The 25,611-nt window shown below is 52.9% G+C and carries 29 protein-coding genes and 2 pseudogenes; 28 read left to right on the top strand and 3 right to left on the bottom strand.

The features are described 5' to 3' along the window. The first annotated feature begins 51 nt into the window (after positions 1-51). From GSF01_RS11845 to GSF01_RS11825, 5 genes are all read left to right on the top strand, one after another. Complete coding sequence (locus GSF01_RS11845) at positions 52-1,500, top strand: phosphodiester glycosidase family protein (protein ID WP_159884200.1); 1,449 nt, start codon at positions 52-54, stop codon at positions 1,498-1,500. A gap of 30 nt (positions 1,501-1,530) precedes the next feature. Further along, complete coding sequence (locus GSF01_RS11840; protein WP_159884198.1) at positions 1,531-2,571, top strand: HD domain-containing protein; 1,041 nt, start codon at positions 1,531-1,533, stop codon at positions 2,569-2,571. Positions 2,572-2,819: 248 nt separating this feature from the next. Further along, on the top strand, positions 2,820-3,635 hold the full coding sequence (locus tag GSF01_RS11835; protein ID WP_159884196.1) for an inositol monophosphatase family protein: 816 nt from the start codon (positions 2,820-2,822) through the stop codon (positions 3,633-3,635). 50 nt (positions 3,636-3,685) lie between these two features. Then, positions 3,686-4,480, top strand: a complete 795-nt coding sequence (locus GSF01_RS11830; protein ID WP_159884194.1) for a lipid II flippase Amj family protein — start codon at positions 3,686-3,688, stop codon at positions 4,478-4,480. Between the two features lie 167 nt (positions 4,481-4,647). Further along, positions 4,648-5,817, top strand: coding sequence for a HEAT repeat domain-containing protein (locus tag GSF01_RS11825; protein WP_159884192.1), 1,170 nt, complete (start codon positions 4,648-4,650; stop codon positions 5,815-5,817). Between the two features lie 144 nt (positions 5,818-5,961). Here GSF01_RS11825 and GSF01_RS11820 read toward each other — a convergent pair whose 3' ends face one another. From GSF01_RS11820 to GSF01_RS11810, 3 genes are all read right to left on the bottom strand, one after another. Next, on the bottom strand, positions 5,962-6,369 hold the full coding sequence (locus GSF01_RS11820) for a hypothetical protein (RefSeq protein ID WP_235941416.1): 408 nt from the start codon (positions 6,367-6,369) through the stop codon (positions 5,962-5,964). A 128-nt stretch (positions 6,370-6,497) separates the two neighbouring features. Next, on the bottom strand, positions 6,498-7,361 hold the full coding sequence (locus GSF01_RS11815) for an alpha/beta fold hydrolase (protein ID WP_159884190.1): 864 nt from the start codon (positions 7,359-7,361) through the stop codon (positions 6,498-6,500). 69 nt (positions 7,362-7,430) lie between these two features. Beyond that, positions 7,431-8,015: a TetR/AcrR family transcriptional regulator gene (locus GSF01_RS11810; RefSeq protein ID WP_159884188.1), complete on the bottom strand. Its 585-nt coding sequence runs from the start codon at positions 8,013-8,015 to the stop codon at positions 7,431-7,433. 146 nt (positions 8,016-8,161) lie between these two features. Between GSF01_RS11810 and GSF01_RS11805 the strand changes: the two genes are divergently transcribed. The 23 genes and pseudogenes from GSF01_RS11805 to GSF01_RS11695 all read left to right on the top strand — a co-directional run bounded on the left by GSF01_RS11805 (position 8,162) and on the right by GSF01_RS11695 (position 25,580). Continuing rightward, on the top strand, positions 8,162-8,899 hold the full coding sequence (locus GSF01_RS11805; protein WP_159884186.1) for an MBL fold metallo-hydrolase: 738 nt from the start codon (positions 8,162-8,164) through the stop codon (positions 8,897-8,899). Continuing rightward, positions 8,889-9,494, top strand: a complete 606-nt coding sequence (locus GSF01_RS11800) for a TetR/AcrR family transcriptional regulator (RefSeq protein WP_159884184.1) — start codon at positions 8,889-8,891, stop codon at positions 9,492-9,494. Before GSF01_RS11805 ends, GSF01_RS11800 begins: the two co-directional genes overlap by 11 nt. 233 nt (positions 9,495-9,727) lie before the next feature. After that, the gene (locus GSF01_RS11795; RefSeq protein WP_201305370.1) at positions 9,728-10,180 is read left to right on the top strand and encodes a P-loop NTPase family protein; all 453 of its coding nucleotides are present in this window, start codon (positions 9,728-9,730) and stop codon (positions 10,178-10,180) included. Between the two features lie 57 nt (positions 10,181-10,237). After that, positions 10,238-10,690: a GNAT family N-acetyltransferase gene (locus GSF01_RS11790; protein ID WP_159884182.1), complete on the top strand. Its 453-nt coding sequence runs from the start codon at positions 10,238-10,240 to the stop codon at positions 10,688-10,690. Positions 10,691-10,731: 41 nt separating this feature from the next. Continuing rightward, entirely contained in the window at positions 10,732-11,343 is a 612-nt protein-coding gene (locus GSF01_RS11785) for a TraX family protein (protein ID WP_159884180.1), read from the top strand. A gap of 199 nt (positions 11,344-11,542) precedes the next feature. Continuing rightward, positions 11,543-11,890 (top strand): annotated as a pseudogene (locus GSF01_RS11780) (ABC transporter substrate-binding protein); the annotation flags it as partial. A 32-nt stretch (positions 11,891-11,922) separates the two neighbouring features. Continuing rightward, on the top strand, positions 11,923-12,354 hold the full coding sequence (locus GSF01_RS11775) for a hypothetical protein (protein WP_159884178.1): 432 nt from the start codon (positions 11,923-11,925) through the stop codon (positions 12,352-12,354). Further along, entirely contained in the window at positions 12,351-12,587 is a 237-nt protein-coding gene (locus GSF01_RS11770; protein ID WP_159884176.1) for an alpha/beta hydrolase-fold protein, read from the top strand. The genes GSF01_RS11775 and GSF01_RS11770 overlap by 4 nt, the downstream gene beginning before the upstream one ends. A gap of 87 nt (positions 12,588-12,674) precedes the next feature. Then, positions 12,675-12,857: a hypothetical protein gene (locus GSF01_RS11765; protein ID WP_159884174.1), complete on the top strand. Its 183-nt coding sequence runs from the start codon at positions 12,675-12,677 to the stop codon at positions 12,855-12,857. A 257-nt stretch (positions 12,858-13,114) separates the two neighbouring features. Further along, a pseudogene (locus GSF01_RS29630) lies at positions 13,115-13,291 on the top strand (VOC family protein); the annotation flags it as partial. A 393-nt stretch (positions 13,292-13,684) separates the two neighbouring features. Next, entirely contained in the window at positions 13,685-14,758 is a 1,074-nt protein-coding gene (locus GSF01_RS11755) for a DUF3888 domain-containing protein (protein WP_159884171.1), read from the top strand. Between the two features lie 204 nt (positions 14,759-14,962). Beyond that, on the top strand, positions 14,963-16,057 hold the full coding sequence (locus GSF01_RS11750; protein ID WP_159884169.1) for an RCC1 domain-containing protein: 1,095 nt from the start codon (positions 14,963-14,965) through the stop codon (positions 16,055-16,057). After that, positions 16,054-17,187, top strand: coding sequence for an RCC1 domain-containing protein (locus GSF01_RS11745; protein ID WP_159884167.1), 1,134 nt, complete (start codon positions 16,054-16,056; stop codon positions 17,185-17,187). The genes GSF01_RS11750 and GSF01_RS11745 overlap by 4 nt, the downstream gene beginning before the upstream one ends. A 160-nt stretch (positions 17,188-17,347) precedes the next feature. Further along, on the top strand, positions 17,348-18,814 hold the full coding sequence (locus GSF01_RS11740) for a DUF5050 domain-containing protein (RefSeq protein WP_159884165.1): 1,467 nt from the start codon (positions 17,348-17,350) through the stop codon (positions 18,812-18,814). Between the two features lie 115 nt (positions 18,815-18,929). Beyond that, on the top strand, positions 18,930-19,418 hold the full coding sequence (locus GSF01_RS11735; protein ID WP_268893710.1) for a class I SAM-dependent methyltransferase: 489 nt from the start codon (positions 18,930-18,932) through the stop codon (positions 19,416-19,418). A gap of 362 nt (positions 19,419-19,780) precedes the next feature. Further along, positions 19,781-20,515, top strand: a complete 735-nt coding sequence (locus GSF01_RS11730; RefSeq protein ID WP_159884161.1) for a WecB/TagA/CpsF family glycosyltransferase — start codon at positions 19,781-19,783, stop codon at positions 20,513-20,515. A gap of 28 nt (positions 20,516-20,543) precedes the next feature. Then, complete coding sequence (locus tag GSF01_RS11725; RefSeq protein WP_159884159.1) at positions 20,544-21,800, top strand: cysteine-rich CWC family protein; 1,257 nt, start codon at positions 20,544-20,546, stop codon at positions 21,798-21,800. Between the two features lie 74 nt (positions 21,801-21,874). Next, positions 21,875-22,603 carry a ZIP family metal transporter gene (locus GSF01_RS11720; protein ID WP_159884157.1) on the top strand — a complete coding sequence of 243 codons (729 nt, stop codon included), beginning with the start codon at positions 21,875-21,877 and terminating at the stop codon, positions 22,601-22,603. A 23-nt stretch (positions 22,604-22,626) separates the two neighbouring features. Then, entirely contained in the window at positions 22,627-23,082 is a 456-nt protein-coding gene (locus GSF01_RS11715) for a DinB family protein (RefSeq protein ID WP_159884155.1), read from the top strand. A 61-nt stretch (positions 23,083-23,143) separates the two neighbouring features. Next, complete coding sequence (locus GSF01_RS11710) at positions 23,144-23,371, top strand: hypothetical protein (protein WP_159884153.1); 228 nt, start codon at positions 23,144-23,146, stop codon at positions 23,369-23,371. A 59-nt stretch (positions 23,372-23,430) separates the two neighbouring features. Further along, positions 23,431-23,799 (top strand): VOC family protein, encoded by a 369-nt coding sequence (locus tag GSF01_RS11705; protein ID WP_159884151.1) that lies wholly within the window; start codon positions 23,431-23,433, stop codon positions 23,797-23,799. Positions 23,800-23,884: 85 nt separating this feature from the next. Then, positions 23,885-24,724 (top strand): HAD family hydrolase, encoded by an 840-nt coding sequence (locus tag GSF01_RS11700; protein WP_159884149.1) that lies wholly within the window; start codon positions 23,885-23,887, stop codon positions 24,722-24,724. A gap of 298 nt (positions 24,725-25,022) precedes the next feature. Next, on the top strand, positions 25,023-25,580 hold the full coding sequence (locus GSF01_RS11695) for a GNAT family N-acetyltransferase (protein ID WP_159884147.1): 558 nt from the start codon (positions 25,023-25,025) through the stop codon (positions 25,578-25,580). Positions 25,581-25,611 lie beyond the last annotated feature (31 nt).

Here is a 25,611-nt window from a genome sequence, read left to right as displayed (position 1 = left end):
ATCGAAACGATCAATGCATACAAATTCGATCAGGCAGGAGTAATTGAGAACATGAAGCTTATTTCCCCAAAAAAACGTGCCGCCGCCGCTTCTCTCGCGGTCATCGTATGGGTCTCTGCATTGACATCTTCAGGCATGGCGGCTGAGCCTGTTGCCCACTCTTCAAGCAAGCTCCATATAAACGGCAAGTCCTTCTCTATCCAGGCCGTGACGGTTGATGTGAAGGATCCTTCGCTGGAGGTTGTGCCCGTACTGGCTAAAGGCGGGGTAGGCCATGATGAAGCTTTCGCATCGATCATTGGCCGGGAGCAGGCGATTGCGGCGGTGAACGGAACCTTTTTCAATGCCTACGAGAAAAACGCTTATATCCGCTATCCTAATGGGGCGCTTCTTGCCGATGGAGAGCTTATGCATTCCGGCGATAATCAAATGCTGGTCATCGGACCGGATAAAATCCCGGATATCCGCAAACTGAGCTTAGGCGTGGCGGTGCAGGTCACTCATGGCCGAAGCACGTATACCGTAAAGCCGTGGGGAGTGAATAAATACTATGGCGAAGGCAACGAGGACCAGACGATCTGGTTCACGGAGGATTTCGGAGGCTGGATCGGCTTCGACGGGGGCACGAAAATCGTAGTCGAGGACGGATTGATTACGCGCATCACCGAGGATTCGGTGGCGGTACCGGCAGGCGGGCATGTCTTGTTCCTGGGCAACAGCGTCAACAATCGGACCCATGTGCTTCCCCGCCTGCATGTGGGAGATTCGGTCACCGTCGAAGCGCATGCTTCGGGAGAAGGGGAGAACATGCAGCCGGAGTCTTGGCTGGCCGCACTCGGAGCGGGTCCCAGGCTGGTAACGGACGGAGCGCCGGATATTAACTTTGCCCGTGACGGCTACGATGATCCGGGGATCACGCAGCGGGCGGCTGCTCGAAGCTTTGTCGGCGTAGACGGGGACGACCGGCTTGTTTTCGGAACGGTCTCATCGGCCACGATCGCCGAACTCGCGAGCATAGCCGTGAAGCTTGGCTTGCGCGAGGCGATGAATCTCGACGGAGGGGCTAGCTCGGGCTTGTACGCGAACGGAACTATGCTGACGACACCCGGCCGCAGCCTTAGCAATGCGCTAATCGTAAGGCGCACAGGCTCGCCCAAGGTCCAGATCGAGCTGGAAGGAAAGCTGCTGACCGACTTCAAGGGAAGGCTTGTAGGCGATACGACGATGGTGCCGATCCGGCCGTTCCTCACCGCGCTTCAGGCTGACTTTGAGTGGGACGCGACGATCCGGGAGGCCACCATTCGTTACGAAGGCACAACGCTGCAGCTTCGGGATGGCCAAATGGAAGCTAAGGTTAACGGGGAATCGCTAGCATTGTCCGTACCGCTGTCAATATTGGAAGATAGCCGGATGTATGTTCCGCTCCGCTTCGTATCCGAGGCGCTGCAGGGCAAGGTGGAATGGAACCAGCAGCTGTACCGGGCGGTCATCGACCTGTGAACGGGCGATCCGGAGCGGGTCGACTTCCCGATGTCTTTCAGATCCTTCCCGAAAAAAGAGGCGGTGCTTGTTGTGTATGTTCATGTGATTCATAATCCAGGCGAGAGCAGAGAAGTATGGGAGCCCCTGTATCGGCTCGCCGTGCCAGCCTCTGCTTTCGAGCTGGAGCTGCTCCAGCATCCAGCCTTGCAAAGACTTCGCCATATCCGTCATTATGGCGCGGCTGCCCTGGTCTGTCCGGTGAAGCATTCCCGCTACGACCACACCGTAGGGGTATGGGCACTGGCTAAAACGTTCTTCCCGGATTGGCGCGAGCTGCATGCGGCCGCCTTGATGCATGATGCTGGTCATCTGCCGTTCTCTCATGCCTTTGAAAGTAAAATAGGGAAGGACCATCATGCTCAGACCGAAAGGTGGATTTATTCGGAGTCTATCACAAGGATTTTAAGGAAGCACGGGTTGTCTCCCGATACCATCACCCGACTTTTGAACACCGACTCGCCACTGTCCCACCGCTCGGAGTATCTCGGCATCGATCATCTCGATAGCTTCTTGAGAGATACCGCAGCGGCTGGCTGCTTCCCGGATACGCCTTCGACCTGGATTGGCCGTCTTGGCTTCGAAGGCTGCTACTTGAACGCGGCTGACGAGGAGACGGCCATGAAGCTGATCGAAGCGGTCGTCCTGGATCACCGGATCTTCCTCAATCCTTATCATGTGGCGCTCGATGCGCTGCTGGGCGAGGCGGTTGCACGGTGGCTTGGGGAGGAGGCAGGACGAATAGATGAGGTCGTAACTATGACGGATCATAGACTGCTGAGTGAGCTGGAGCAAGCGCCCGATCCTGTGGTCCGCAGCTTAGTCCGTGTGCTGCTCGAGGAGCCTCACCGGCTTGTGCTCTGCGATGAGGGTGAAGCTGACGCCTACCGTGCGGAAGTGCGGAAGGTTTACGCCAGGCAGCCGTTGGTAGACGGACAGCCCTTCGCGGCGAGAAGCCCGAAGGCGAAAGCCTTGCTCGGTGAGTTGGATACGATGAAAGGGAGCTTCTGTTTCCGGATTCATGACGGTTAAGGAGCCTTTCCGAAAGAAAGGCTCCTAGCCTGGCCCTGCTTCAACTTACGCAGGACTTATAGAGAGTCACCCGTTCCAGGAAAGGCGTAACCGGATCCTCTCAGCAGGCATTGGCCGAGCGAATAGCGATTAGGATTTACAATTTGATCCAATTTACAGTATAGTGGCTGTAGCAGGCTGATAAGTTTTCGGTTACGTGTTTGTGGCTGAATCCGTAGGATTCGGGAGAGGGAGAGGGAGAGGGTTCTATGTCGACGAAAGAAGTGCTGAGCAAGGCCAAGGAGCTTTCGGTCCAGGCGCTGCTGGAAGCGGGGCGACTGGTTAAGGAGCGGTTCGATAATCTGACATGCATCGAGGATAAGGATGGGTACGGGGATTTGGTCACGGAGGCGGACCGCGAGGCGGAAGCCGTCATTCTCGAAGCTATCCGCAGCGAGTTCCCCGGCCATCGGATCGATAGCGAGGAGGCCGGGGATAACGGCATAAGCAGCGACTGGCTGTGGCTGGTGGACCCCTTGGACGGAACGAATAATTATGCGATCGGATTGCCGGTATTTGCCGTCTCGGTCGCTCTCCTATACAAGGGGCAGCCGCTGCTCGGGGTTATCTACGAGCCGATGACGGAGCGGATGTTCGTGGCGGTGAAGGGCGAAGGCGCAACCTGCAATGGCGCCAGGCTGGAAATTCGCAGCCGGACGGAGCTGGCCAAAGGAACGGTGGGCTGGATTCAGGGCCATCAGGTACGGCGCGAAGAGGCGGCCGTCCGCCTGCGCCAGCATCTTGACCTGTCGTTCAAGCGCATGATGCGTCTATGGGCGCCGACAATCCAATGGAGCATGCTGGCCAAGGGAGATATCGAGGGGATCGTGCTCTATAACTCGGAGGGAGGCGACTTATATGCGGGCGTTCTCCTCGTCTTGGAGGCGGGCGGCTTGGTGCTTGACTTTGAAGGACGCCCGTTCGAGGGCATGCTGGATCACCCTTATCTGATCGCCTGTCACCCTGACAACCGGGAACAATTGGTAGCCATCGTACAGCAGGGGCTGCTTTCCGTTCCCTCCTGACCCTGCGGCATAGGCCGCCTATTAAGCTATGATGCTTGGAGGGAAGAGCGTTGCTGAATACGCTGCTGATGGTATGCCTTCTGACCTTAGCGATTCACACTTCGGAGACGCTATCATACGCCATACGTCTGGCAGGCGTCCGGGCCGGGAAGCTGGCGGTCGCACTGTCGCTGACAGGCATCGTCGTGCTTGTATCCCGGACGGCGAATATGCTTCAAGCTCCGCTCACGGCCAATATCATCGATCGGGCGAAGAACGACGCAGCCTTTCCATTAGAAACCTATTTGCGCTATATTCTGGGGGCCTCGTCACTCGGGACGCTGCTGGCGATCTTACTTTTTCCTACGTTTGTTTTCCTGTTCGCCCGGGTCATTGTGCATCTGGAGCTTGAGGGCTCGCTTCCCCGGCTCATTACGAGCGTTACGGTGGACAAGCTGAGGCATGCCGCTTATCATGTGCGCAAGCCGAGGCTGGCGATGCTTCAGAGTCTGCGTTATTACGGAATTCCGAAGAGGCTGCTGCTGTTAAATACGATCATCACCGCCGTGTATACGGTCGGCGTGCTCGCCTCCTTGTATGCCGCCTATCTGGTGCCCGCGGTCGGTCTGACCGCTTCCCAATCGTCTGGGCTGATCAACGGAGTCGCGACGATCCTGCTGACGATCTTCGTCGACCCCAGACTGGCCTTGATTACCGATAAGGCGATTGCGCGGCCGGAGGAGCGGGGCAAGCTGGGACGAATATTCGGGATGCTGATGATCTCCCGATTCGCGGGGACGCTGCTGGCGCAGGCGATATTTGTTCCGGCCGCTTATTGGGTCAGCCTGGTCGCTCAATGGCTGTAATTCCCAGTCGTTTGCCTGGTTCGAACATCCGGAGAAGGGGCTTTAAGTCCATGTTAAGTCCATGTATGGAAAACTATATTTTTCAAGTGTAATCGAATAAGGTATACTGAGGCTATGTCTTGTCTAGTTCTCATCACAACTTGTCCACCTTGGGGGTAGAACCGTTCATGAATCAAACAGCGGATTACGGCGCGATGGGGCGTCAGTATTTACAAGCGGAGTCCTATGGAGTCGCGGCATTTTGTCTATACCGCGCGCTTCTGGAGAATAAGCACAATGCGAATGCATGGAACGGTTTAATTCTGGCCTTGACCTTCATGCGCAAGGAATACGATGTTCAGACCGTGCTGGCCAGGTTCGCCTTGCAGCCGGACCTGCCTTACGACTCGGATATGATTACGTTCGCGATGATGATGTGGCAGCATAATCCGCGAGCGCTGGGCGAATGGGTATATGCCGTGTCCCAGATGAAAGACGTCGGCTCCCATCAGGAGATGCTGACCGAGCTGCATGCGGATCTGAGCAAGGGCTATGAAGCGCTAGTAGCCGAGCATGGAGAAGAGGCGCTAGCCGAGAAAGGGATGGCCTCCCTGCAGGAATACGCGGGAAGACGGATCGAGCTGGACTGGATCCATGAAGGCGGTTCCGTGGATACGATCTATCAGAATGCCCAGGAGTGGATCACCGATCCCGACCATGCGCTTTCGTGTGTCCGCTTGCTGTGCATGCTGCCGGACCTGCGCAGCGAGAAGCTGCTCCGCCGCGTGTGCCGCAATGAGGAGCTGGACAGCAAGGTGCGGACCCATGCGCTGCTGGCGCTGCGCTGGCTGGGCGTTCGGGGCAACGTCAAGTTTAACAATTTCGGGGAGTCGTTCGTGATCGATCTGGACAACCCGCAGCCCGAGTTGACCGTATCCGTGCCAGCGGCCTTTAAGCCTGCGTTAAGCCGGATGCTGCTGTGGACAGCTAAGGAGCAAGGACATGTGACGGCAGAGGAATACGAGGCGTGGGCGTCCAATGACGAGCCCGAGTTCCCGGCAGATATCGCGGAGAAGGTCAAGCAGGCCGATCTGCCAGCGCTGCTGCAGGAAGTGGTGCATACGCTGATTCGTGCAGCCTATGACAAGTATTACCCGCTCGTTCCTACTGTAAAGGGAACGAGAGAGTGGGCTGCCGGATTTTTGATGCTGGCCAAGGATTATGCCATGGGGGTTGGGATGGGCTGGCCCCTTGGCGAGCCGGAGCAGCTCGAGCAAGCGGTCCTTCACCGGAACTGGCTGCTAAGCGGCTCTCCTGATTTCTACGAGATGCTGCAGCCCGCCGAGCAGCAGGCTTAAGATTACGTAACTCATTCCAGCTAAGGACAGTCTGCCCCGCCTCAAGGCGGTAGAGGGCTGTCCTTTTTTGGCGCGCTGTCCGCGCCAACAACCGCCGAGGAGTATTCCTGACGGGTTGCTTGATAGCTGCGACGAAGTCCGGACTCACTCTTCTCCCTGATGGCTGCAAGCTACTTCTGTAAAGGAATTGAGGGGAAAGATCGTCGGCACATTGGAGCCGGGAATTTGGATGAATTCGACGAAGTCGTGACCGACTCCGATCAGCTTGCCGACGAGGCTTCCCAGATCCTTGGCCGTTGCCACGACCTCATAGTGCATGCGAAAGCGGGCAATGGCAGGGACGACGATGTAGAAGGGCGATTCCCAGCCTATCGAGTGGGTGCCGATGACGAAGGAATCGCGGCCGATATTCAGCAGCCGGCCACGCAGGCGGCCTACTTTAGGAGATCCGGGTACATAGACCGTAAGCGTGCTTCCGAGCAGCGGCTTCAAACGCTGGCGCAATGTCATATGGTGAGGGCGCGGACAACCCTGAATGCGTATAAAGCCCACAACCTTACCTCCCCTTTCAAGAGCTGTCTTATCTTGCTTCTGCAGCATATGATAGCTACTAAGGCTTTGATAGGGACAGGAAAGGAGGATTTGACAAATAGTCTGCAGGCCGACTAAATGAAAACAGCTTAAGAGGAAATCTCCAGAAAATGAAAGAGCTTCCGGTACATATCGGCTGCGTCGGGACCGAGCCAGATCAGATGCCCCCACGATTCAAGCTCACATAACTGTGCGTTTGGAAGATGCTGGTTGGCGTAACGGGCATGCTCCACGGGTACGGCAGCGTCATGGACGCTGTGCAAGATCAATACCGGGCATGGAACGGCGGACAGGGCAGAGGACAAATCCTGTTGAGCCTGATCCAGATCAATTAGAAATCCGTGACCCGACCGCTGCCGTTTCATCATCTCTTGAAACTGCCTTCGAGCCTCATCGTTCAGGTGCTGAAGTACCTTGTCGGTTGGCCATGTACTGAAGGAAGGGATCATGCTTGCAAGAAGCTGTCGGGGAAAATGGTTATTCATGAGCCGCATCAGCGCCCAGACATATTTTTCGTTGGATGGACGGAACATGAGCTTTGTGATCGTGTACTTGGGATCACGGGGAGTCAGCCATCTCCGGGCTACGGCTGATTGCAAAGTTAGCGATTTGATTCGATTCGGATATTGCGACGCCAGATGAATGCCGCTAGGGCCGCCGGCCGAAATGGCGATAACATGAATTTGGTCGACGCTCCATTCATCCAACAGCTCCACATAGGCTTCGCAAGCATAAGATATATTTTTCCCAAGCTCAGCGGATGTGCCCCCGTAGCCGGGCCTGGAAGGGGTGATAACCGAGTAGCCCCGTTCTACAAGCTCGCGGTAACCGAGCTCTTCCATACAGCTTGAATGCCCGCCATGCATCACCAGAACCGGTTCGCCGTAACCGATGACCGTATATTCCAGGTTGTAGCCCTTTTTCGTGCTGTAGTTTCGAATAGGTCGTTCCATCGCATAGTCCTCCTCTAAAAGTGAATTCGAATTCATTATTGAGTGAAAGAAAGAGTCTGCCTACCCCGATTAGATAAAGGCCTGCAGACCTTGGTACCAAAATGAGAAGTATTGACGAACCATGCTCTTGCAATCTTCGGTATCCGGATGACGGCGAATAATCTCGAAATATCCTTGCATGAAAGCAACAGAAACGGACCAAGCTGTCCCTTCCGCAAACACTTCCCGCTCCTGTACGCCGTTGTACGCCTCCAGATGCTGCGCGACGTTGTCGGCCATCAGCTTGTACAGCTTCAACTTAGCGTCCTCGTGCTTGGTCCCTTGGCTGCCGTCGATGAGAATTAACAGCGGCTTGCGAATTCTCTCAAGTAACTCCGTCAACGCATGTACGATAAGCTCGAAGATGTGTCCTTTGTCCATAGGCCGGGTAACCTGGCTCTTTATCATCTTTTCTAATTCGAGGTAGACCGGACCGACAACAGAATCGAACAAGGCTTCCTTCCCCTTGTAATACCTGTACAGATTTCCAACGGAAATGCCTACCTGGTCAGCCATACGCTTGACGGATGCCCCGGTATACCCATGCTTCAGAAATTCGTCCTCCGCGGCCCGAAGAATGGCCAGTCGTAACTCTTCTTTCAATACTTGGACCATAAATGAATCTCCTTTCATTATTGAATAGTACATCAATTTTAGCAGTTCTTCAATTGTTTGAGGGCTTGCAAAAAAAAAAACTTGCTAAAACTAATGTTGTTAGTTATATTGAAACTAATGATATTAGTTTGAGGAGTGAGATTAGAATGCGAACGATACAAGCTCGTAATTTTGTGCAATTGACCGTGTTTCCGACCTGGTTTCCGGTAAACGTATATTTAGTGGAGGAGGATCAAGGGTTGACGCTTATCGATGCTGGCATCTCCCACATGGCCAAGGGCATCCTCCAGGCCGCTCAAGCGCTCGGCAAGCCGATCACACGTATCGTGCTGACCCATGCGCATGACGATCATGTGGGCGCGCTGGATAGATTGAAGCAGGAGCTGCCCGATGCTCAGGTTTATATTTCACGGCGTGATTCCAAGCTGTTGGCAGGCGACAAGTCACTCGAGGCGGGGGAGCCTGTAACCCCGATTCGCGGAGGAGTACCGAAGAACGTGCAGACAAGGGCGGACGTGCTGCTGAGCGATGGCGACCAGATCGGCTCTCTGATCGCCGTATCGGCACCGGGACATACACCGGGCTCGATGGCTTTTTTCGATCAGCGTCATCATTATCTGATAGCGGGGGATGCGCTGCAAACCCGGGGAGGCATAGCCGTCAGCGGACAGTGGGTCCCATGGTTTCCCTTCCCGGCTATGGCTACTTGGGATAAGCGATCTGCGCTCAAAAGCGCGAGGAAGCTTAGAGCCTTGAATCCGTCCTTGCTGGCCGTGGGGCACGGCAATCTGATCGAGCAGCCTGGCCCTGCGATGGATCGGGCGATCCGTCAGGCGGAATTGAGTAGGTCTGGAAAGGGAGTGTCGGGCGGTCATGTCACCTAGAATCGGGCTTGATCTGCCTGCAATCCTGCAGGCAGCTACGGAAATCGCCGACCGCGAAGGTTATAAGGAAGTAAGTCTGGCTTCCTTGGCTCAGAAGCTGAAGGTTCGTTCACCCTCGCTTTATAATCATGTCCATGGCTTAACCGGCTTGCGACGGGAGATGACGCTGCATGGGATCGAGCTGCTCACTGCCGACCTGACCCATGCCGCCGTCGGCCGTTCGGGGGAGGAGGCGATCAGGGCGATGAGTCTGGCCTATGTGACTTTCGCCCGAAGACATCCTGGCCTCTATGAGGCGACTTTGCAAGCGCCTGCCGAGGACGATACGGAACATCGGCAGGCGAGCGAGCGTATCCTCGCGCTGCTCCTGCGTGTGCTTGAGGCGTATCAGCTGAGGGAAGATAAGGCGCTGCATGCGATCCGCTGCTTTCGCAGCCTACTTCATGGCTTCGCTTCGCTGGAGCAGCAAGGCGGATTTGGCCTTCCCCTGGATCTGGACGATACGCTGCAGCATCTGATCGATACGTTTCTCGCCGGGGTAAGCAAGCTGCAGGCCGAGCAACGGCAGTCTTCAGGCAAGGATGGCGGGGCTTAGCACACTGAGACAATGCGCATGGAGATATTGGAAAGGAACCTGTATTCCTTTATAATAGTAGGATACGATACTGTTAGAAGCGAGGATGAGGTCTTATCGCGTGCATTGCGCCTTCGTCAATAGCCCAAAGTCCGGGCAAAATCCATATTATCGGTTCCATCGGAAGCGGCAAAACATGGCTGGCCGGCCGGGCGGCCGAGCGGCTGTCCCTCCCGCATTACCAGACGGACAACATGGTGTGGCGCCGCAATCCGAAGGGGGATACCCGCAATCCGGAGGAGGTGCGGGATGCCATCCTGCAAAGCGTGCTGTCACAGGATCATTGGATCATCGAGGGGGTTCATCACCGCTGGCTGGTCGATAGCTTCAAGCAGGCGGACGCCATCATTTATTTGGACCCGCCGGTACGCAAACGAAGCAGGAGAATCGTATCCCGGTTCATTAAGCAGAGGCTTGGGCTGGAGGCAGGCAATTACATGCTGTCTTTTTCTCATTTGCTGCAGCTGATGAAATGGAACCGCGACTTTGACAGGAAGATCCGACCGGACATTTTTCGGGTCCTCGAAAGCTACAAGAGCAAGCTGATCCTGCTTGAAGACAATAGTTATTTCGAGCCTTATCTGGCTCAATGGTCGGCCAACAGACCTTTAGTGCTGGCGGAGGCCGCACGGAGAGCGGAGGAATAACCTTCGCCATACCAAACGAATACAAGTAACTGGAAATGAGGAAAGGAGTGAGCCGGTATGTTAATATCTGCAAAAGAACGGGTACAACAAGATGTGATTCAAGAGCTGCTCGGTTACTCCATATTTCCTGACCCGGAACGGCTGAAGGCTGTAACCGACGATTATGCTCAGAATAGCGATCATGAGCTGTATGCCTATGAAGAGGAAGGCGCCATTCTAGGACTCGTCGGCTTCACGTTATCGCCCGAACGGGTATTGACCCTTCTTCATCTTGCCGTTCGTCCGGATATGCGGGGCCAAGGCTATGGCCGGGGACAAATACTCGAGCTGATCGAGCTGAAGAAGCCGTCTCGGATCGTGGCTGAAACGGATGAGGATGCCGTGGATTTTTATCGGAACATCGGGTTTGCTGTGGTTGGCCTGGGTGAGAAGTACCCGGGAGTGGAACGCTTCCGGTGTGAATATGAGGTCGAGCTAGACGATGAGGTTGGGGAAACTGAAGAAATTTGAAATATAAGCCTTGGCAAGCGGCGTGAAGGGAGGCATACCGGATGTGGCAATGGCTGGCGATGATCACGATGACGATCGACCATATCGGTTACGTGTTCTTTCCGAACGACCAGCTTTGGCGGATCGTGGGCCGCATCGCTTTTCCCGTCTATGCCTATTTGCTCGTAGAAGGCTATAAACATACAAGGAATCTAGGGGCGTATATGCTGCGCTTATTCCTGCTGTTTGCCGTCTCCCAGATTCCTTATATGGCCTTGTTCCGTACGCAGGAGATCAATGTGATCGGGACGTTGTTTCTAGCTTTGGTCGTCCTGTGGGCGGCGGACCAGCCGAAAGTATGGCTGAAGGCTCTGCTGATACCGGCCTGCTCCGCCGTTCTGCTGCTGCTGGATCTGGACTACGGGCTGTACGGCCTGATCCTGGTGCTGATCTATCGGTATATACGCTCCTACGTCGGGGTCGCGCTGCATGCCGCCGCCACGTTCATTTTCTACAATTATGTGCCGGTACAATACTTTAGCGTACCGGTCTCATTCTTTCTGCTATCCGAAGCGGCGCCTAAGGTCCGAAGGGCGCCGGTATGGTTATGGCGCAGCTTTTATCCGTTACATCTGACGGTCCTCTGGCTGATCCGCATGGGCATACAGCAATAAACTCCACTGCCAGCCCTTGTTCCATTCCGCGTCTGTCGTTCTAGAACCGCTTCCCTTGTTAGATGGTATCTAATAGGGGGGCGGTTTTTTAGTTATCGGCGGCTTCCGAGTATGTGCCTGTGATGTGTTGAATAAGGGGTTGTCAAACCGAATCATTATAGAGATCGCAGTTAATCGGGATGAAGTGAGAGGAGCATGCAGCATTAACGTATATCCGGATTCCGTGTTTTTCAATCCCTCCTTGTACACGGACCTCGGGCTGACAGTCCCGGAGGAAATTAAACAAGCCAAAGCCCAGCAGGTGATTTCGCTTGAGAAATTCTCCGAGATCAACCCGGACTACTTGTTCGTTCAATTCTCGGAGGATGAGAACAAGGATAACCCGAAAGCGATGGACGATCTGCAAAAAAATCCGATCTGGCAAAGCTTGAAAGCCGTGAAGGACGGGAAGGTTTTCGTCAATGTGGTCGACCCGCTTGCTCAAGGCGGAACGGCGTGGAACAAAATGAAATTTCTGGAAGCGGCTTTGCCTAAACTGAGCAACTAAGCGGCAGGAGCCTGCGGAAGGTGGAAGGCTTCATGCGATTTCGAATATCTCCAGCGGCGATCATTATCTGCACTTCGCCCGTATGGGTAGCCATGACTGTCTTGCTCTCCATCCTGTATGGGGCCAAGGAAATGGATGCAGGTACGATATGGGCGGAGTTATTCCATTTTGATCCGGAAAATGTAAACCATCAGATCGTTCGATTCTCCCGGCTAACCTCATCCCGCGGCAGAAAATACCGGATCTACACGGGAGTCCCTCTTGAAGCGCCACCGGAGGCGGGGTATCCGGTCATCTATCTGCTTGATGCCAATGGAACGATCGGCACGGCGGTCGAGCGGTCCGTCTGCAGTCCCGCAGGCCCCATGGCTTCGGACCGGCCCTCGTCGTCGGCATCGGCTACGACACGGATGAACCGCTCGATAAAGCCCGCTTCTATGACTTTACCCGGCCTGCGGATGTGAGCAAGCTGCCTCGCCGTCCGGACGGAAGCGACTGGCCTCTCCATGGAGGGGCGGAGGAGTTCATCGAATTTATCGAGTCGGAGCTGAAGCCATTGATCCAAAGCGAATTCTTCGTTGACCGAAGCCATCAAACGTTAATCGGCCATTCGCTCGGCGGGCTGCTCGTACTGGATGTCTTGTTCTCCAGAACTTCAGCGTTTCAGACGTACATAGCGGGCAGTCCGTCTACCTAGTGGAATGCCCATCAGCTCCTGAAGGATATCACGGTATGGGAGGAGCGGTTCGAGGGGCGGACGCCGCTTCTGGAGGCATCTCTGCTGATGGCTGTCGGTGGATCGGAGAAGCCTCATATGATCGCAGAAGCGAAGGAATTGGCAGATCGCTTGTCCTCGCTTGCACCTGAGGGCTTGCGCTTCCGGTTCGATTATCTGGAGGACGAGGGCCATCTGTCCATTATCCCTGTCCTCATCAGTCGAGGATTGAATTTCAGTCTCCGTCGTTAGAAGCGAGGCGGACGAGTGGAGAAGAGCCTGATCTGATACGTTCTTAGGCCTGCTTCGGCCAGCAATGTCACGAATTACGCCGGATCTTTCGGTCGTTGCAAGTGTATACGGAAAATTAACTATTAGACTGGAATGCTTGAATTGGCGGAAGTTTTGTAACGAAAATCGTCAGCTAAGTTTTCTAAAATAATTGTATAAATTTTTTTACAAGAAGATGGCATACCGGTTAATACTCGGATGCCATTTTCTCAATTAACGGGCATCTACGCGTCATGTTCACCGTTGAAGACATTGACGAAATGATATCCAGACTCACTAAGCATGATGCTCAGCTCGTTGGCGAAGTGGTTCAGTACGAGGACTCGTATCGGCTCTGCTACATTAGTGGAAATGAAGGACTTCTATTCGGTTTGGCGGAAAGTATCTCGAAGAAGTCGGGTGCATCATATAAACACCGCATTCATGCTCCGGGTCTGGGCGACCCTCGGTCCCGGAAACAAGGAACGAGGATGTAATTGCTGGGACACATCCGCACCGACTAACTGCATCGCGGCCGGCAGCAAGCTGCCTTAACTCGGTAGGGCTTCATGATGCATGAACTTTATCAATGCAAAACCAATTAAAGGGACTCAACTATCGTGTACGATAACAAACATGGTAGTAACAAATAGGGGGAACATTATAGCTGACGGGATCAGGTTCCACGGGCAGGTTTCCGGGACAACTACTTGTTCGTCTGTCTTTAAATTATATATATAAAAAGAACCAATCTTCTTAGATCTTCGTCTAACCAATGAATGGAAATTCATGGGTATAGGGGTGTTCAAATGAGATTGAATAAGAATAGGACGTTTAAGAGGAAATTGGCAGCTTTCATTATTGTAGGTGGCATGATGTTTAGCATAACAGGTAACGCGGCTAACGAGATTGGACCCATTAATGCATTTCTAAATCATAATATTAAGCTTACCTTGAATGGAAACTTACTTACTTTAAAGGATAGTGAAGGGACTGCATTGGCACCAGTGATTATTAATGGAAACTCCTATCTGCCAACAAAAGCTATTGGAGAAGCTCTAGGTGCAAGAGTTCAGTGGAACGAATCTTCAAAAACAATATCGATAACGAATTCAGGCAATGGTAGTGTGAAACAAGTAAGCCAAAATGAAATATTGGATAAGGTAGCAGAAGTGAAATCGAAATTAAGTTTAGGAATGACCAAAGCTGAAGTTATAGCTTTTTTTAATGAAAATTATAAAGTAATCAATGATAATGGTGATTTAGAAAATGGAAGCAGTGAGCATTGGATATTTAATTTTTTCGTTTCTCCCGGATATTCTAGAAATAATATTTCTGACCACGTAATCGATGAAGAAGGTCTAAAGAATAGAAATGTTGGTGTAAGTTTGTACATCGGATGGATGGATGACAAAGTTCATTTATTCACCATCGCATACCCAGAAGGCGATAAGGTTTATTTATTCATTAAGAATCCTGACGGAACAACTTCAAGTAACCCTGTAAATTCGGATAAAGCGGTTGATAAGAATTCACGTGAGGACTCGGCTGAACTGCAGCTACAAGATATGCTGGTTTTAATTCTACTTCCGCATATGAAAGAGAAGCTTGCCGAGGTATACTCAGATGTAATTTCAATACCACCAGTTGTTTATCCGGATTCTGTAAATGTGAAGAGCATTGAAAGAGTAGCTGCATTCCGTGGTTTTGATTTTCTAATCACAATAGATGCTCAACCAGTAGTCGGTCCTCATATACCTGTCGGCGAAGATGTGCTTACATATCGGATCTCGTCGGCTGGAGTTGAGCTTAAAAATTTTGAACACCTTAGAGGACCCGATAAGGAGGACTTCCTACCCAATTACCAAAATCTTTTAAAGTAACGAGGAACGATAGCACATGAACAGGGAGCAGATTCCGCGGAAACTGCTCCCTGGCCTCGTTGAACAAAAGAGAGGATACAATGATTCTGCTCCAACGGAGAGGGGAAGGGGAGGGCTCGAGCAGTGGCCCTGTCCGTGAAACCTGGTCAAGTTAGAAAGCGTTTAACGGGGAATAAAGCAAAACAGGTAAGGGGGCTGTTGTCAATGTTCCGCAAAGTGGTGCAGGCTGCAATCCGTTACAAAGTTGCTGCCACAGGTGTGTTGGCGCTGGTGCTGCTCGTTTCGGTCGTAATCTCCTCATGGCCCGGTCGGAAGGAAGGAGGGACGCTGGCGAACGGCACAAAGACTCCCGCAACGAGCCTTGTTCCGACTGGATCCCCGACCACATCGGCGATAACGGAACTGGCTGCAACGCCGACGCCATCACAGGCGTCCAACGGGAAGCCGCTTTTCAACTATGCGGCTTGTCCGCCGCATGTAACTTGGTATCCGGCCAATGCGGCTGCCTCCGGATTTACCTTGGTTGAAGCGCCGAAAGGAATGCCGTTGGAAGGAATTCGGTTAATTTCAACGGGGCATATGTTTGACGCTGCCGGATATGGGATGGAGTACGGCGCCTCGTATGCTTTGGCCGATAACGGAACGATATATCGATGGGGACTAACCGGTTGGGGGAACGGTTCGGAGACGAACGCATTTCCTACGAAGGTGAAAGGGCTGCCTGCCGGTGAAAAGGTGGTACAACTGGATGGACGGTTCGTGCTCATGCAATCGGGTACTTTGTACGACCTAAATGCGGAAGGCGGGCCGAAGCCCATTCAGGGACTCCCGAAAGGAAACGCGATTGCGCAATCGGACGATGTGTCCGTCTATGTTTTGGCCTCCGACGGCTCATTAACGCTATATTCGCTTCACGGTCAGGATGGCAATCCGGTTGTTAGCAAGGTGAAGGCGGATTTCAAAGCAGCTTCCGTGACGTCGGGCCCATTTATCACGCTTGCGTCGGATCAATCCGGGAAGGTATGGGTGCTTCAAGGGTTATTCTCCTCTTCCCCCGATAGCTTGCCGCATCTTCTCGAGCTGCCTGACAAGGAAAAGGTCCAACGGATCAACGCGACAATGTCTCCGCAAGTTCCCGCTTACATCCTGTCGGATAGAGGGAAGTGGTTTTCCCTGAACATGGAAGGGAAGCTCACCTTGGCCGACGTGCCGACCGGTGCAGTGCAGGTTACAGCGATGGAAATGATAACGGTGGCACTTAAGGCGGACGGAACTGTACGGGGCTGGGAATCGGAATGAACGAGGGGTATCCGGAATATATAAGCGGAGTGCCGGTTCCCGCGTCGAGTTCCAAGCCGATAACCGGTTTGGAACATGTCAAAAGCATTGCGGCCGGCTCCAACCATTTGCTCGCCTTGACGCAGGACGGCAAGGTGCTGTCCTTCGGTTCCAATATGTACGGCCAGTTAGGACAGGGAGCGGATAACGCCGACCGGCTCCATCCGATCGGCACTTGGAGTGGGCTGGACGCCATGTTTCCGTCCTACGGACGCACATATGCGATCAAAGACGGGGATTTATGGGTCATGAAGGACGGCGGAGCTACGCAAGCGGTGCTGCTCGGCCAGAAAGCCTTCAAAGTCGTCGAGGCGCTGGGGCATTATGCCGTTCTGACGGAAGACGGAAGACTACTCGTTCCTGACCCGGAGGAGGCTAAGTCCTGCAAGGTGATTCAAGCGCCGGGGCCCGTCAAGGATGTTTCCGCAACCATGAACGGCATTTTAGTCGCATTGATGGACGGACGTGTGTACTATGTGCAAGGGTACTTCACATCGCTAGACGCCGAAGTCGAGCTCAAGTTCGAGCCGAAGCCGAAAGGAAACTCCGTCCAAGTAACAGGCGATCCGATTCCGTTCGTCCTGACCGATCAAGGCGAGCTCTATTATAAGGAACGAACGGAGGACGGGAAGCCGCTTATGAAGCTCGTGAATACGGAAGCGCCTCTCAAGCGGTGGTCGCCGGCGCACTATGTGTTTTTCGACGGTATCGGCTATGTCGGAAAAGCGTTAGATACGAACGGGCAGGTCATCGACATCGAGGTGTCGCTGCAGCGGGACGGCCATGTCGAGAATGAAAAAGCAGCCGTTAAGTCGCACCCGACAGGCCGCAAGGCGGTTGTGCTGACTGGCGGTGCCGAGATCGGCGCGGACGGCCGCATCTTCGACGGAAACAATCGAATCCGTTCGGACGCGGCGATGCCTGAAGGCGAAAAACTGCACGCCTACGCATCGTTATATCATTTTCCGATCGAGGGCAGAAGCTACTTTCGGCATATCTTCATTACGGATAAAGGAACAATCTATTGGCTAGGCGATCTGCCCGTCAGCTATTGGAGACCGACAGCGAAAGAAGTGACCGTACGGAATTAATGAACATTTTGTAATTCATTTACGCATTTCCTACTTTCCTATTCCTATGAATAAAGAAACGTTACAGGGAAGAACAAATAAGACCGATAAAGACCAGCGCGATTTATAAGGAGTTTCCAATTGTATTTATACCATGGATAAATAAGGAGGTACTTGTAATTTGTTTAAAAATAGATCAGTATTTTCGCGGGAAAGCCTGAATAAAATGAAATTGCTGCTCGGCACACTTGCTATCAGTTTATCGTTTTCATTGCATTCTCCGATATCCCGGGCGGCTTCAGGCGACGTTCAAGCAAGCTTTCCGGTTTTTCCTGTTACGGTGAACGGAACCGTCATGGATGTATCCCACAGTGAATATCCACTGTTGATCTATAACGATATCACCTATTTTCCGATGACATGGAACAATATGGCGGCGTTGGGTTTATCCGTCCAGTGGGATGACGACAGCGGATTGTCTATCCAAAAGGAAGATGCCTGCGTTCCACTTGAACAAGACCTGACTCCTGCAGTCAATTCCAACGAGTACAGCCAAAGAGCTTCGCTGGTTCCGTTTCCGGTCACCGTCAACGGCAGGCAATTTGTAAATACAAATGAACCGTATCCAGTCTTATTTTATCAGGACATTACGTATTTCCCGCTGACCTGGAAGTTTGCACACGATGAGTTCGGCTGGAACACGAGCTGGGATTCCGCCAATGGATTGACAATCGAATCCTGTAGCGGAGTTACGAATTCGCAGCTGAAGCAAGCCTTCGATTTGAATGTAGCCAACGGAGGGGCGCTTGCGGTTGAAGACGACTGGATTTACATGAATCCCATTAACCAAAACGCGAACGTGTATAAACTTGTGAAGGTCAGGAGAGACGGCAGTGGAGAAGTGAAGTTGTCCGACGATAATGCGGGAAGCATCAACGTGGTGGGCGATTGGTTGTATTATACGGTGACCGGAAAAAAGATGAACGGCATTTACGAAGAAAAGATGAACGGCATTTATAAAATAAAAACAGACGGGACCCAACGCACCTTAGTATCCTCAACAAACAACGGCGGGCAAATGTGGGTACAAGGCGACTGGATTTATTATATCAGCCAAAAGTTCAATATTCATAAAATGAAGCTCGACGGAAGCGAGGATCAAGAACTGGCTGCGGGGTCCCACATATCTCGTTTCTTTTTGACATCAGATAGGCTCTACTTCATCATGCAAGAAAAGCCAGAGGGGCCCCGTTGGTTATATGCCATTAATCTGGATGGCACGAACATGAAAAAATATCATTCAGAGGGAAATATTGCTAATGTGATTATCGTCGATCGCTGGCTGTACTATGTGTATAACGACAAGCATCTGAAAAAAATGAGTCTGGACGGTTCGGTCGTCATTCCCCTGTTTACATCTCGCACTTACATTTCGTCCTTGCAATATCGTGAGGGATGGATATATATGATCAACGGAACCGGTGGCGTTTCTAATTCGCCAGACTTGGCTAAGCTCCGGATCGACGGAACCGGATATAAGGTGCTGGCAGAGGTCAGGGCGCTTGCGCTTTATTTTGCAGATAAAACGCTGTACTTTAAGGTGTGGGATATGGGCGATGTAAGCTTGGAACATATGGAGGTAAAATGACCAGGGGGATAGACCATCTCTAATCTTGAGTAATATCTGAAATCGTTGCGCTAACGGAAAACAAGAGTAGAAATAACATTTCAGGGGGCCGCCGCGGACACCGGCGGCCCATTAACTGCGAACCCCCGCTGGACTCCGTCCAGGTATGCGTGTTTTAGAGATTGGAGCTGGTACTGGTCAAATAGCTGTCACTTTGGCTAAGCACTTGGGCGTATCAGTAGTAACTTTAGAAATATGGGAAAGTTTGAAACCTATTCAGGATTACGCAATGGAACAGGGTGTCGTTAACGATGTGCTAGCCATAAAAATGAATGCAGAATCCCTCCAATTTGCTGAAGAATCGTTCGATACTGTTTTCGGGATTGGTTCCTTTTTTATGATCGAGAACAGAAAGGAAGCTATGAAAGAAATGTCCCGAGTTACACGAAAGGCGGGTCGCATTGGAATTGCCGAGCCCATGTGCACAACCAATTCAATTCCAGACGAATTGAAGAAATATGAATTACTTGGCTCTTATAAAAAGTGGCTTCGTTCATTGGAATGGAATTGCAAACTCTTTTACGGTCATGGGTTGCGTGTCTTCGAAAGTTTTTACTTTTCGTAAGGTTACCAATGGATGATCGATAATTTTCGTTATTATGATGGTGAAAAAGACTTTATAGTCGAGGATAAGGGACGTTGGTTGTCTCTCGGGTTAGTAGTAGGAGAGTAAAATAATATAATTTAAAGATAGTGTTTATCAACTTAGTTAAACCATACAGCATCCGAAGCATACCCCTGTACGCACGGAGTCGATCCTGGCATGCGAGCTTTCCGAGTAGGGACACGCAGAGGGCGTGGAGCAGAAGCTCGGACCCGTACCTTTTTCTCCGGCGTTGGAAGTCGCTTTATTCCGTGATATGATATTTACGGAAAAGGCCGTTTCCATGCGGTCTACTTACGAATATAACGCGACAGGTGATGAAGATGAGCAAAACACTGCATATAATGGGCGTACCTTTTTCGACACGAACGATGAATGAAACCCTTGAGGAGATTACGAGTGCCGCAGGGCAGCAGCAGAGCAAGCCGTTTCACTTGATTACGGCGAATCCGGAAATCGTCATGAAGGCGCAGGACGATCCGTCCTTGCAGCAAATCGTGAACGAAGCGGATATGATCACCCCTGACGGGATTGGGATCATACTGGCTTCCCGCTGGAAGGGGGCTCCTCTGCCCGAGCGCGTGACCGGCTATGAGCTGCTCCTGCGACTCCTGGAGATCGGCGATAGGAAGAGCTGGTCCTTCTATTTCCTGGGTGCGGATGAAGCTACGAATGAGAAGGCCGTCAGCACCATACGCAGCAAGTATCCGAATGTGCGGATAGCGGGCCGTCAAAATGGTTTCTTCCGACCGGAGGACGAGCCGCGGATCGTTGCGGAAGTGAAAGCGGCCGCTCCCGACTTTCTGATCGTCGCCTTGGGCGCCCCTGGAGCCGAGAGATGGATTTACAAGTACAAGGCTGAATTGAATGCTAAGGTGGCATTTGGGGTGGGCGGCAGTCTAGATGTGATCGCAGGCAAGGTCAAGCGGGCTCCGGTCATCTGGCAGCGTCTTAATCTCGAATGGCTGTACCGTCTGCTTGCGCAGCCGTCGAGATGGAGAAGGCAGCTCGTGCTGCCTGTATTTGCCGTGAAGGCTTTCATGGACCGTTCCAAATAAAGCGATCGGCGGAAAAGAGGCGGGTAACATGAGCGGTGACAAAGCTACAGAGCCTAGCGGACAACTGAGGGCTGACACGTGCCCGCTATGCGGACAAGATAATCGCTGCGCCATCGAACAGGGAGAGAAGATCGACGCGTGCTGGTGCTATCGCGCTTCGATTCCGCAAGAGCTGCGGCAGCAGATTCCCGACTCCCTGCACGGGAAGTCCTGCGTATGCCCGGTCTGTGCGGAGCGCTATCGGCAGACGGCTTCCGTAAGCGGCGCGGGAAAGCAGGCTGAAGCAGGCACCCTAGCCGGCGCATTCAGTGAGCTCGACGTCTACACGGAAAAGATGCGGCAAGTCAACGGCGCATCAGCGGGAGCGGTTCTTGTCTTTCTTGAGGGCCGTTTCATCCATGAAGCATATCGTGGAGCTCATACCTGCGGATCGCCGGATGTACGGCCTACGGATGCCCGGTCCAGATTTAACGTCGCTTCGGTACGCAAATCTTTCCTGGGACTTCTCGTAGCCTGGGCTCTGCATGACGGACTGATCGGCAGTGTGGACGATCCCGTAACGCGCTACTTCGACGAGCCTGGCGGCGACGGCGCGGGCATGCTCCAAGGGACGACGATTCGCCACTTACTTACTCATACGCACGGCATGCAAGCCTCGGGCACAAGGCTGTTCCCGCCAGGCTCTTCCTGGAGCTACAATAACACGGGCGTTAACCTTCTCATCACGCTCATCGGCAGGTTGTACGGCAAGCCGCTCGCACATATATTGAAGGAGCGGGTATTCGGGCCTTGTGGATTTACGGCGACAGGCTTTGAAACCCGCCAGTCAGACGAGCTGATCTGGCTGGACGAGAGCTATGCGGACGATGAGGGCCGATCGGCCAATTTGTTCATGAATGCCAGGGAGCTGGCGCTGTGGGGAGCCTTGCATCTGGACGAAGGCGTCCTTGGAGGGAAACGAATCGTACCTGCCACGGTCGTACGGCAAGCGACGGCTTTGGCGACGCCTCCGGGCCTGGACGAGACTTGGCCGCGTAACGGGTTTTTCTGGCAGGTGCAGGCGCAGCCTTGTACACGTTCGGAGCTGGGCGAGGAGCTTCCCGCCGGTTCGTATCAGATCCTGGGCTTAACGGGCTGTGCTCTCCTCGTGATCCCTGCAGCTCGTACGGTGGCGGTGCGCATGTATAACCAGACGACTCCCAATCCGCCGGGCTATAGCTATCTTGAAGATATACGCGCCTTCGGCAACTCGGTGCTTCGAGCTGTTCGGAAGCTGGATTCATAGCGAAGCTGATAGGCGTAGCAAGCCGTGTTTGACAAAGGATTTATAAGCAGCCTTTCGAAGAAAGGAGGAAGAGTATGGAAGGGTTGCTGCTGGGTAGTGTGTTATCGGCTATGTCGACGGGTCTCGGGGCGATACCGATTTTGTTTTTCAAAAAGCTGACGCACCGGTGGAGAGATTTGCTGCTAGCTTTTACAGCAGGTGTGATGGTATCGGCCTCGATGTTCGGGCTGATCCCCCAGGCTCTTGAAGTATCGGATACGGTGGTCGTCTCGGTCGGGGTCATACTTGGAGTCACGGTGCTGAGCTTGATGGAGAAGATGATTCCGCATATTGATCTGGAGCGTCAGCAGAAGGTTATGTCGGAGAAAGCGTTCCTGATCGTGGCCGCCTTATTCCTGCACAATATCCCCGAAGGATTGTCGGTCGGGGTGAGCTACGCCCATGTCAACTCCGAGCTGGGTGCTGCCGTTGCCATCGGGATAGGTCTGCAGAATATGCCCGAGGGGTTGCTGGTGGCCTTGTTCCTCTCCTATCAGGCGATGAACCGGTGGAAAGCGTTCCTCATCGCGACGCTTACGGGCGTGGTGGAGATCTTCGCCGCTCTCTTCGGATACGGCCTGACCCGCTATGTCGAGGGGCTTGTCCCATACGGACTTGCCTTTGCCGCCGGTGCCATGATGTTTATCGTATACAAGGAGCTGATCCCGGAGAGCCATGGGGACGGCAATGAGCGCGTGGCGACATTCTCGTTTATATTCGGGCTGCTGGCCATGGTTATTTTACTGGATATTTTTAGCGCATAACGATTCTAGGGAGGGCTGGCCAGGTGAAAACATGGGAGCGGATATTCGAGCATATGGAATGGGCGAATGTGAAGATTGTGGAGGCTCTTCGTCCTCTAGGGGAGGACAGCGCGAAGGCCCAGAAGCTGTTCGCTCATGTTCTGGGCGCGGAGCGAATATGGCTGTCCCGGATTCGCGGGGAAGATACATCGTCGTTTGCCATCTGGCCGGAGCCGGATATTCAGGCTTATGAAAGTTTGGTACAGGCAAACGGACAAGGCTATCAAGCCTTGCTGGCAGAGATCGACGATCAGCGTCTGGCTGCCCCGGTCGTATACCGCAACTCACAAGGGACGGAGTTTCAAACCCCTCTCGCCGACATTCTCAGTCATGTCGCACTTCACGGCATGTATCACCGGGGCCAGATCAATCTGCTGCTGCGGATTGACGATAGGGAGCCGGCATCGATCGATTACATCTTATTTGCACGGGAGAGCTAGGGCTTGCAGGGCCTTTTCACTCCCGGCGCAGGTGCAAGGCTGGAGAATAGGAGGGGGTCGCTTGGATCGGACCATACGGAACCGAATAAGGTTTGTAGCGGGATTCGGCGTGCTGCTTGCGGGGCTAGGAGCGGCTTCCGCGTACCTATATCTCACCGATAAAAATGCCGAAGGCCTCAGCTTGCTGATGACGCTGATCCTGATTAGCCTGTTCATGTTCATGGGACATGCGTTTGTTTTGGCCAAGCTGATAATAAGCAGAAGCAGCAGGAATACAGGTGCAGATTGACAAATATTAACTCGTCCTATAATGTTAAAAATAGTCATTATTTCCACGGAGGGGACAGGATGGGACGAGTTATAGGGTTTGAATTGAACAGTCAAGATCCCGAGCGAGCGTCTGCTTTTTATTCGAAAGTATTCGGCTGGAAGGTAGCGGAGCCGAACTGGGGGTATCATCCGGTCACGACGGGCGCTTCCGATCAGCTTGGCATCGATGGCGGTATCTCCAAGGGACCGCATGATTATCCGCATGGCACCCGCCTCCAGATCGAGGTAGACGATATGGACGAGGCGATTCGCCATTCGCTGGAAAGCGGCGGGCAGATGGTCCGCGACAAGATGGAGTTCGACCATTTTTATTTGGCTTATCTAGTCGATCCCGTAGGCATCGGATTCGGCCTGATTCAGTATAAAGCTTCCGCCGCAAGACGGTAAGCGGCGGCTTGATTCGATCGCTAGATGCAGACCGTCATTATCTGGAAGAGGATGATGACGGTCTGTTCAATCATAGGGGGAGGGTATGGTCTTGTTCTCTGCTGTCGTAATGGATCTGGATGGGACGCTTCTCAACAGCCGGAAGGAGCTGACCGCGCGCACGCTGAAGGTGCTGCTTCATTTAGCGGGGCAGGGGATAAAGCTTGTGATCGCCACCGCACGTCCGCCAAGAGCGGTGAAAGAGCTGCTTCCCGCTTCGCTGCTGCGGCACTGCGCCATCATTTGTTATAACGGAGCTCTGTTCAGGCTTGACGATGGGCGGGATCGGCATATAGGGATTCCCGTGGAGCATAATCGTGAGCTTCTGAAGTTTGCGGAGGATGATCCCGAGATTCGGGTGAGCCTGGAGATCCTGGACTGCTGGTACAGCTGCCATTCCATCGATTACGTCTCGCTGGGTGCTGCTTCCGGACCGGAGTACAGACCCTTCTCCTGGCTGATGGAGCAGGAGCCGACGAAGCTGCTTCTTACCGGTGTTCGGAATCCTCAAGCATGGATGGAGCGATTCGGACATCAGGTCCATGTCATGGTTACCGATCAGGGGACGCTTATGCAGGTCATGGCCAAGGACGTATCCAAGGACGCTGCGCTTCGGGAGCTATGCGACTTATGGGGGATGGGGCTGGAGCAAACGATCGTATTTGGAGACGATTACAATGATCTCGGACTCTTTCGGAACTGCGGCTATCCGGTTGCCATGCAGAACGCGATCGAGGAGTTGAAACAATTGTCCAAGGAAGTGACCGTTTCCCATGACGAGGAAGGCGTAGCCGTGGTTCTGGAGCGGCTGGTATGTCAGGATAGAACCTTTTCAGCTTTAATTAAGGACGACGGAACAAATTCGCTTTCGCGTTCGTATAGGTAGATAAGGGATCGGCCGATGACAACAGGACAAGCTCTTGACGAAAGGAATAAGCGTCAAGCGTCCCTGGCCCCATTTCGGATCGGAAACATGCCCACGTGCAGTTTTTTTACATAAATGGCTTTCCGGAGGGGAAACGTCTGCAATCACGCAGGAATTTCAGGCTTGTAAGCACATGATGGAAATTGCGGATGAAAATCTCGCCGAATGTTACCATCATAAGTTCAACATACATAGATACTCAAATAAGGGGACGGAAGTGGCAGTCCCCGCGAACAGGATGACGCTGATGAGAAGTACGATGGTTAGATTTCGAACCGAACGCCTGCTGTTGGAGGGACTGGATGAGAGCAGCTCAGGCATGGTTCTTGCATTCATACAGAAAAATCGGGATTTTCTAGCACCTTGGGAGCCGATTAGAACGGAGGAATATTATACTTTGGATCACCAGAGCCGGATGCTGCGCGAAGAGGAGGCGAGCATGGCGGCCGGGCAGCTGTATAAGCTATGGCTGCGCAAGAAGGAGGAGGCGGAGCCCCGTATTATCGGCTCTGTCACTTTAAACAATATCATACGAGGGAGCTTTCATTCGTGCCATCTGGGATACAGGTTGGACCGGGACGAAATGAATCAGGGCTATATGACGGAAGCCTTGAAGAAGGTGATTCAAATTGCTTTCGGGGAACTGAACCTGCACCGGATCGAAGCGAATATTATGCCGCGCAATCAAGCATCGCTTCAAGTGGTGGAGAAGCTCGGTTTTGTACCGGAAGGATTGGCCAAGAAGTACCTGAACATCAATGGAAATTGGGAAGATCACATCCATATGACGTTGATTAACCAGGCCTGGAAGGTCTAATTCATATTCCATGGCAGCTTGCAGACTGGAG

The sequence above is a fragment of the Paenibacillus puerhi genome (assembly GCF_009846885.1).
Taxonomy (GTDB): domain Bacteria; phylum Bacillota; class Bacilli; order Paenibacillales; family NBRC-103111; genus Paenibacillus_G; species Paenibacillus_G puerhi.
Note: the sequence above shows the minus strand (reverse complement) of the source record. Positions and strands in the feature narration are given on the sequence as shown.

Bases quoted from the DNA above. Each gene is read 5' to 3' on its own strand.
- GSF01_RS11845 (WP_159884200.1), top strand. From the start codon at position 52: ATGAAGCTTATTTCCCCAAAAAAACGTGCCGCCGCCGCTTCTCTCGCG.
- GSF01_RS11840 (WP_159884198.1), top strand. From the start codon at position 1,531: ATGTCTTTCAGATCCTTCCCGAAAAAAGAGGCGGTGCTTGTTGTGTAT.
- GSF01_RS11835 (WP_159884196.1), top strand. From the start codon at position 2,820: ATGTCGACGAAAGAAGTGCTGAGCAAGGCCAAGGAGCTTTCGGTCCAG.
- GSF01_RS11825 (WP_159884192.1), top strand. From the start codon at position 4,648: ATGAATCAAACAGCGGATTACGGCGCGATGGGGCGTCAGTATTTACAA.
- GSF01_RS11815 (WP_159884190.1), bottom strand. From the start codon at position 7,361: ATGGAACGACCTATTCGAAACTACAGCACGAAAAAGGGCTACAACCTG.
- GSF01_RS11810 (WP_159884188.1), bottom strand. From the start codon at position 8,015: ATGGTCCAAGTATTGAAAGAAGAGTTACGACTGGCCATTCTTCGGGCC.
- GSF01_RS11805 (WP_159884186.1), top strand. From the start codon at position 8,162: ATGCGAACGATACAAGCTCGTAATTTTGTGCAATTGACCGTGTTTCCG.
- GSF01_RS11800 (WP_159884184.1), top strand. From the start codon at position 8,889: ATGTCACCTAGAATCGGGCTTGATCTGCCTGCAATCCTGCAGGCAGCT.
- GSF01_RS11795 (WP_201305370.1), top strand. From the start codon at position 9,728: ATGGTGTGGCGCCGCAATCCGAAGGGGGATACCCGCAATCCGGAGGAG.
- GSF01_RS11790 (WP_159884182.1), top strand. From the start codon at position 10,238: ATGTTAATATCTGCAAAAGAACGGGTACAACAAGATGTGATTCAAGAG.
- GSF01_RS11785 (WP_159884180.1), top strand. From the start codon at position 10,732: ATGTGGCAATGGCTGGCGATGATCACGATGACGATCGACCATATCGGT.
- GSF01_RS11775 (WP_159884178.1), top strand. From the start codon at position 11,923: ATGCGATTTCGAATATCTCCAGCGGCGATCATTATCTGCACTTCGCCC.
- GSF01_RS11765 (WP_159884174.1), top strand. From the start codon at position 12,675: ATGGCTGTCGGTGGATCGGAGAAGCCTCATATGATCGCAGAAGCGAAG.
- GSF01_RS11755 (WP_159884171.1), top strand. From the start codon at position 13,685: ATGAGATTGAATAAGAATAGGACGTTTAAGAGGAAATTGGCAGCTTTC.
- GSF01_RS11750 (WP_159884169.1), top strand. From the start codon at position 14,963: ATGTTCCGCAAAGTGGTGCAGGCTGCAATCCGTTACAAAGTTGCTGCC.
- GSF01_RS11745 (WP_159884167.1), top strand. From the start codon at position 16,054: ATGAACGAGGGGTATCCGGAATATATAAGCGGAGTGCCGGTTCCCGCG.
- GSF01_RS11730 (WP_159884161.1), top strand. From the start codon at position 19,781: ATGAGCAAAACACTGCATATAATGGGCGTACCTTTTTCGACACGAACG.
- GSF01_RS11725 (WP_159884159.1), top strand. From the start codon at position 20,544: ATGAGCGGTGACAAAGCTACAGAGCCTAGCGGACAACTGAGGGCTGAC.
- GSF01_RS11720 (WP_159884157.1), top strand. From the start codon at position 21,875: ATGGAAGGGTTGCTGCTGGGTAGTGTGTTATCGGCTATGTCGACGGGT.
- GSF01_RS11705 (WP_159884151.1), top strand. From the start codon at position 23,431: ATGGGACGAGTTATAGGGTTTGAATTGAACAGTCAAGATCCCGAGCGA.
- GSF01_RS11700 (WP_159884149.1), top strand. From the start codon at position 23,885: ATGGTCTTGTTCTCTGCTGTCGTAATGGATCTGGATGGGACGCTTCTC.
- GSF01_RS11695 (WP_159884147.1), top strand. From the start codon at position 25,023: ATGGTTAGATTTCGAACCGAACGCCTGCTGTTGGAGGGACTGGATGAG.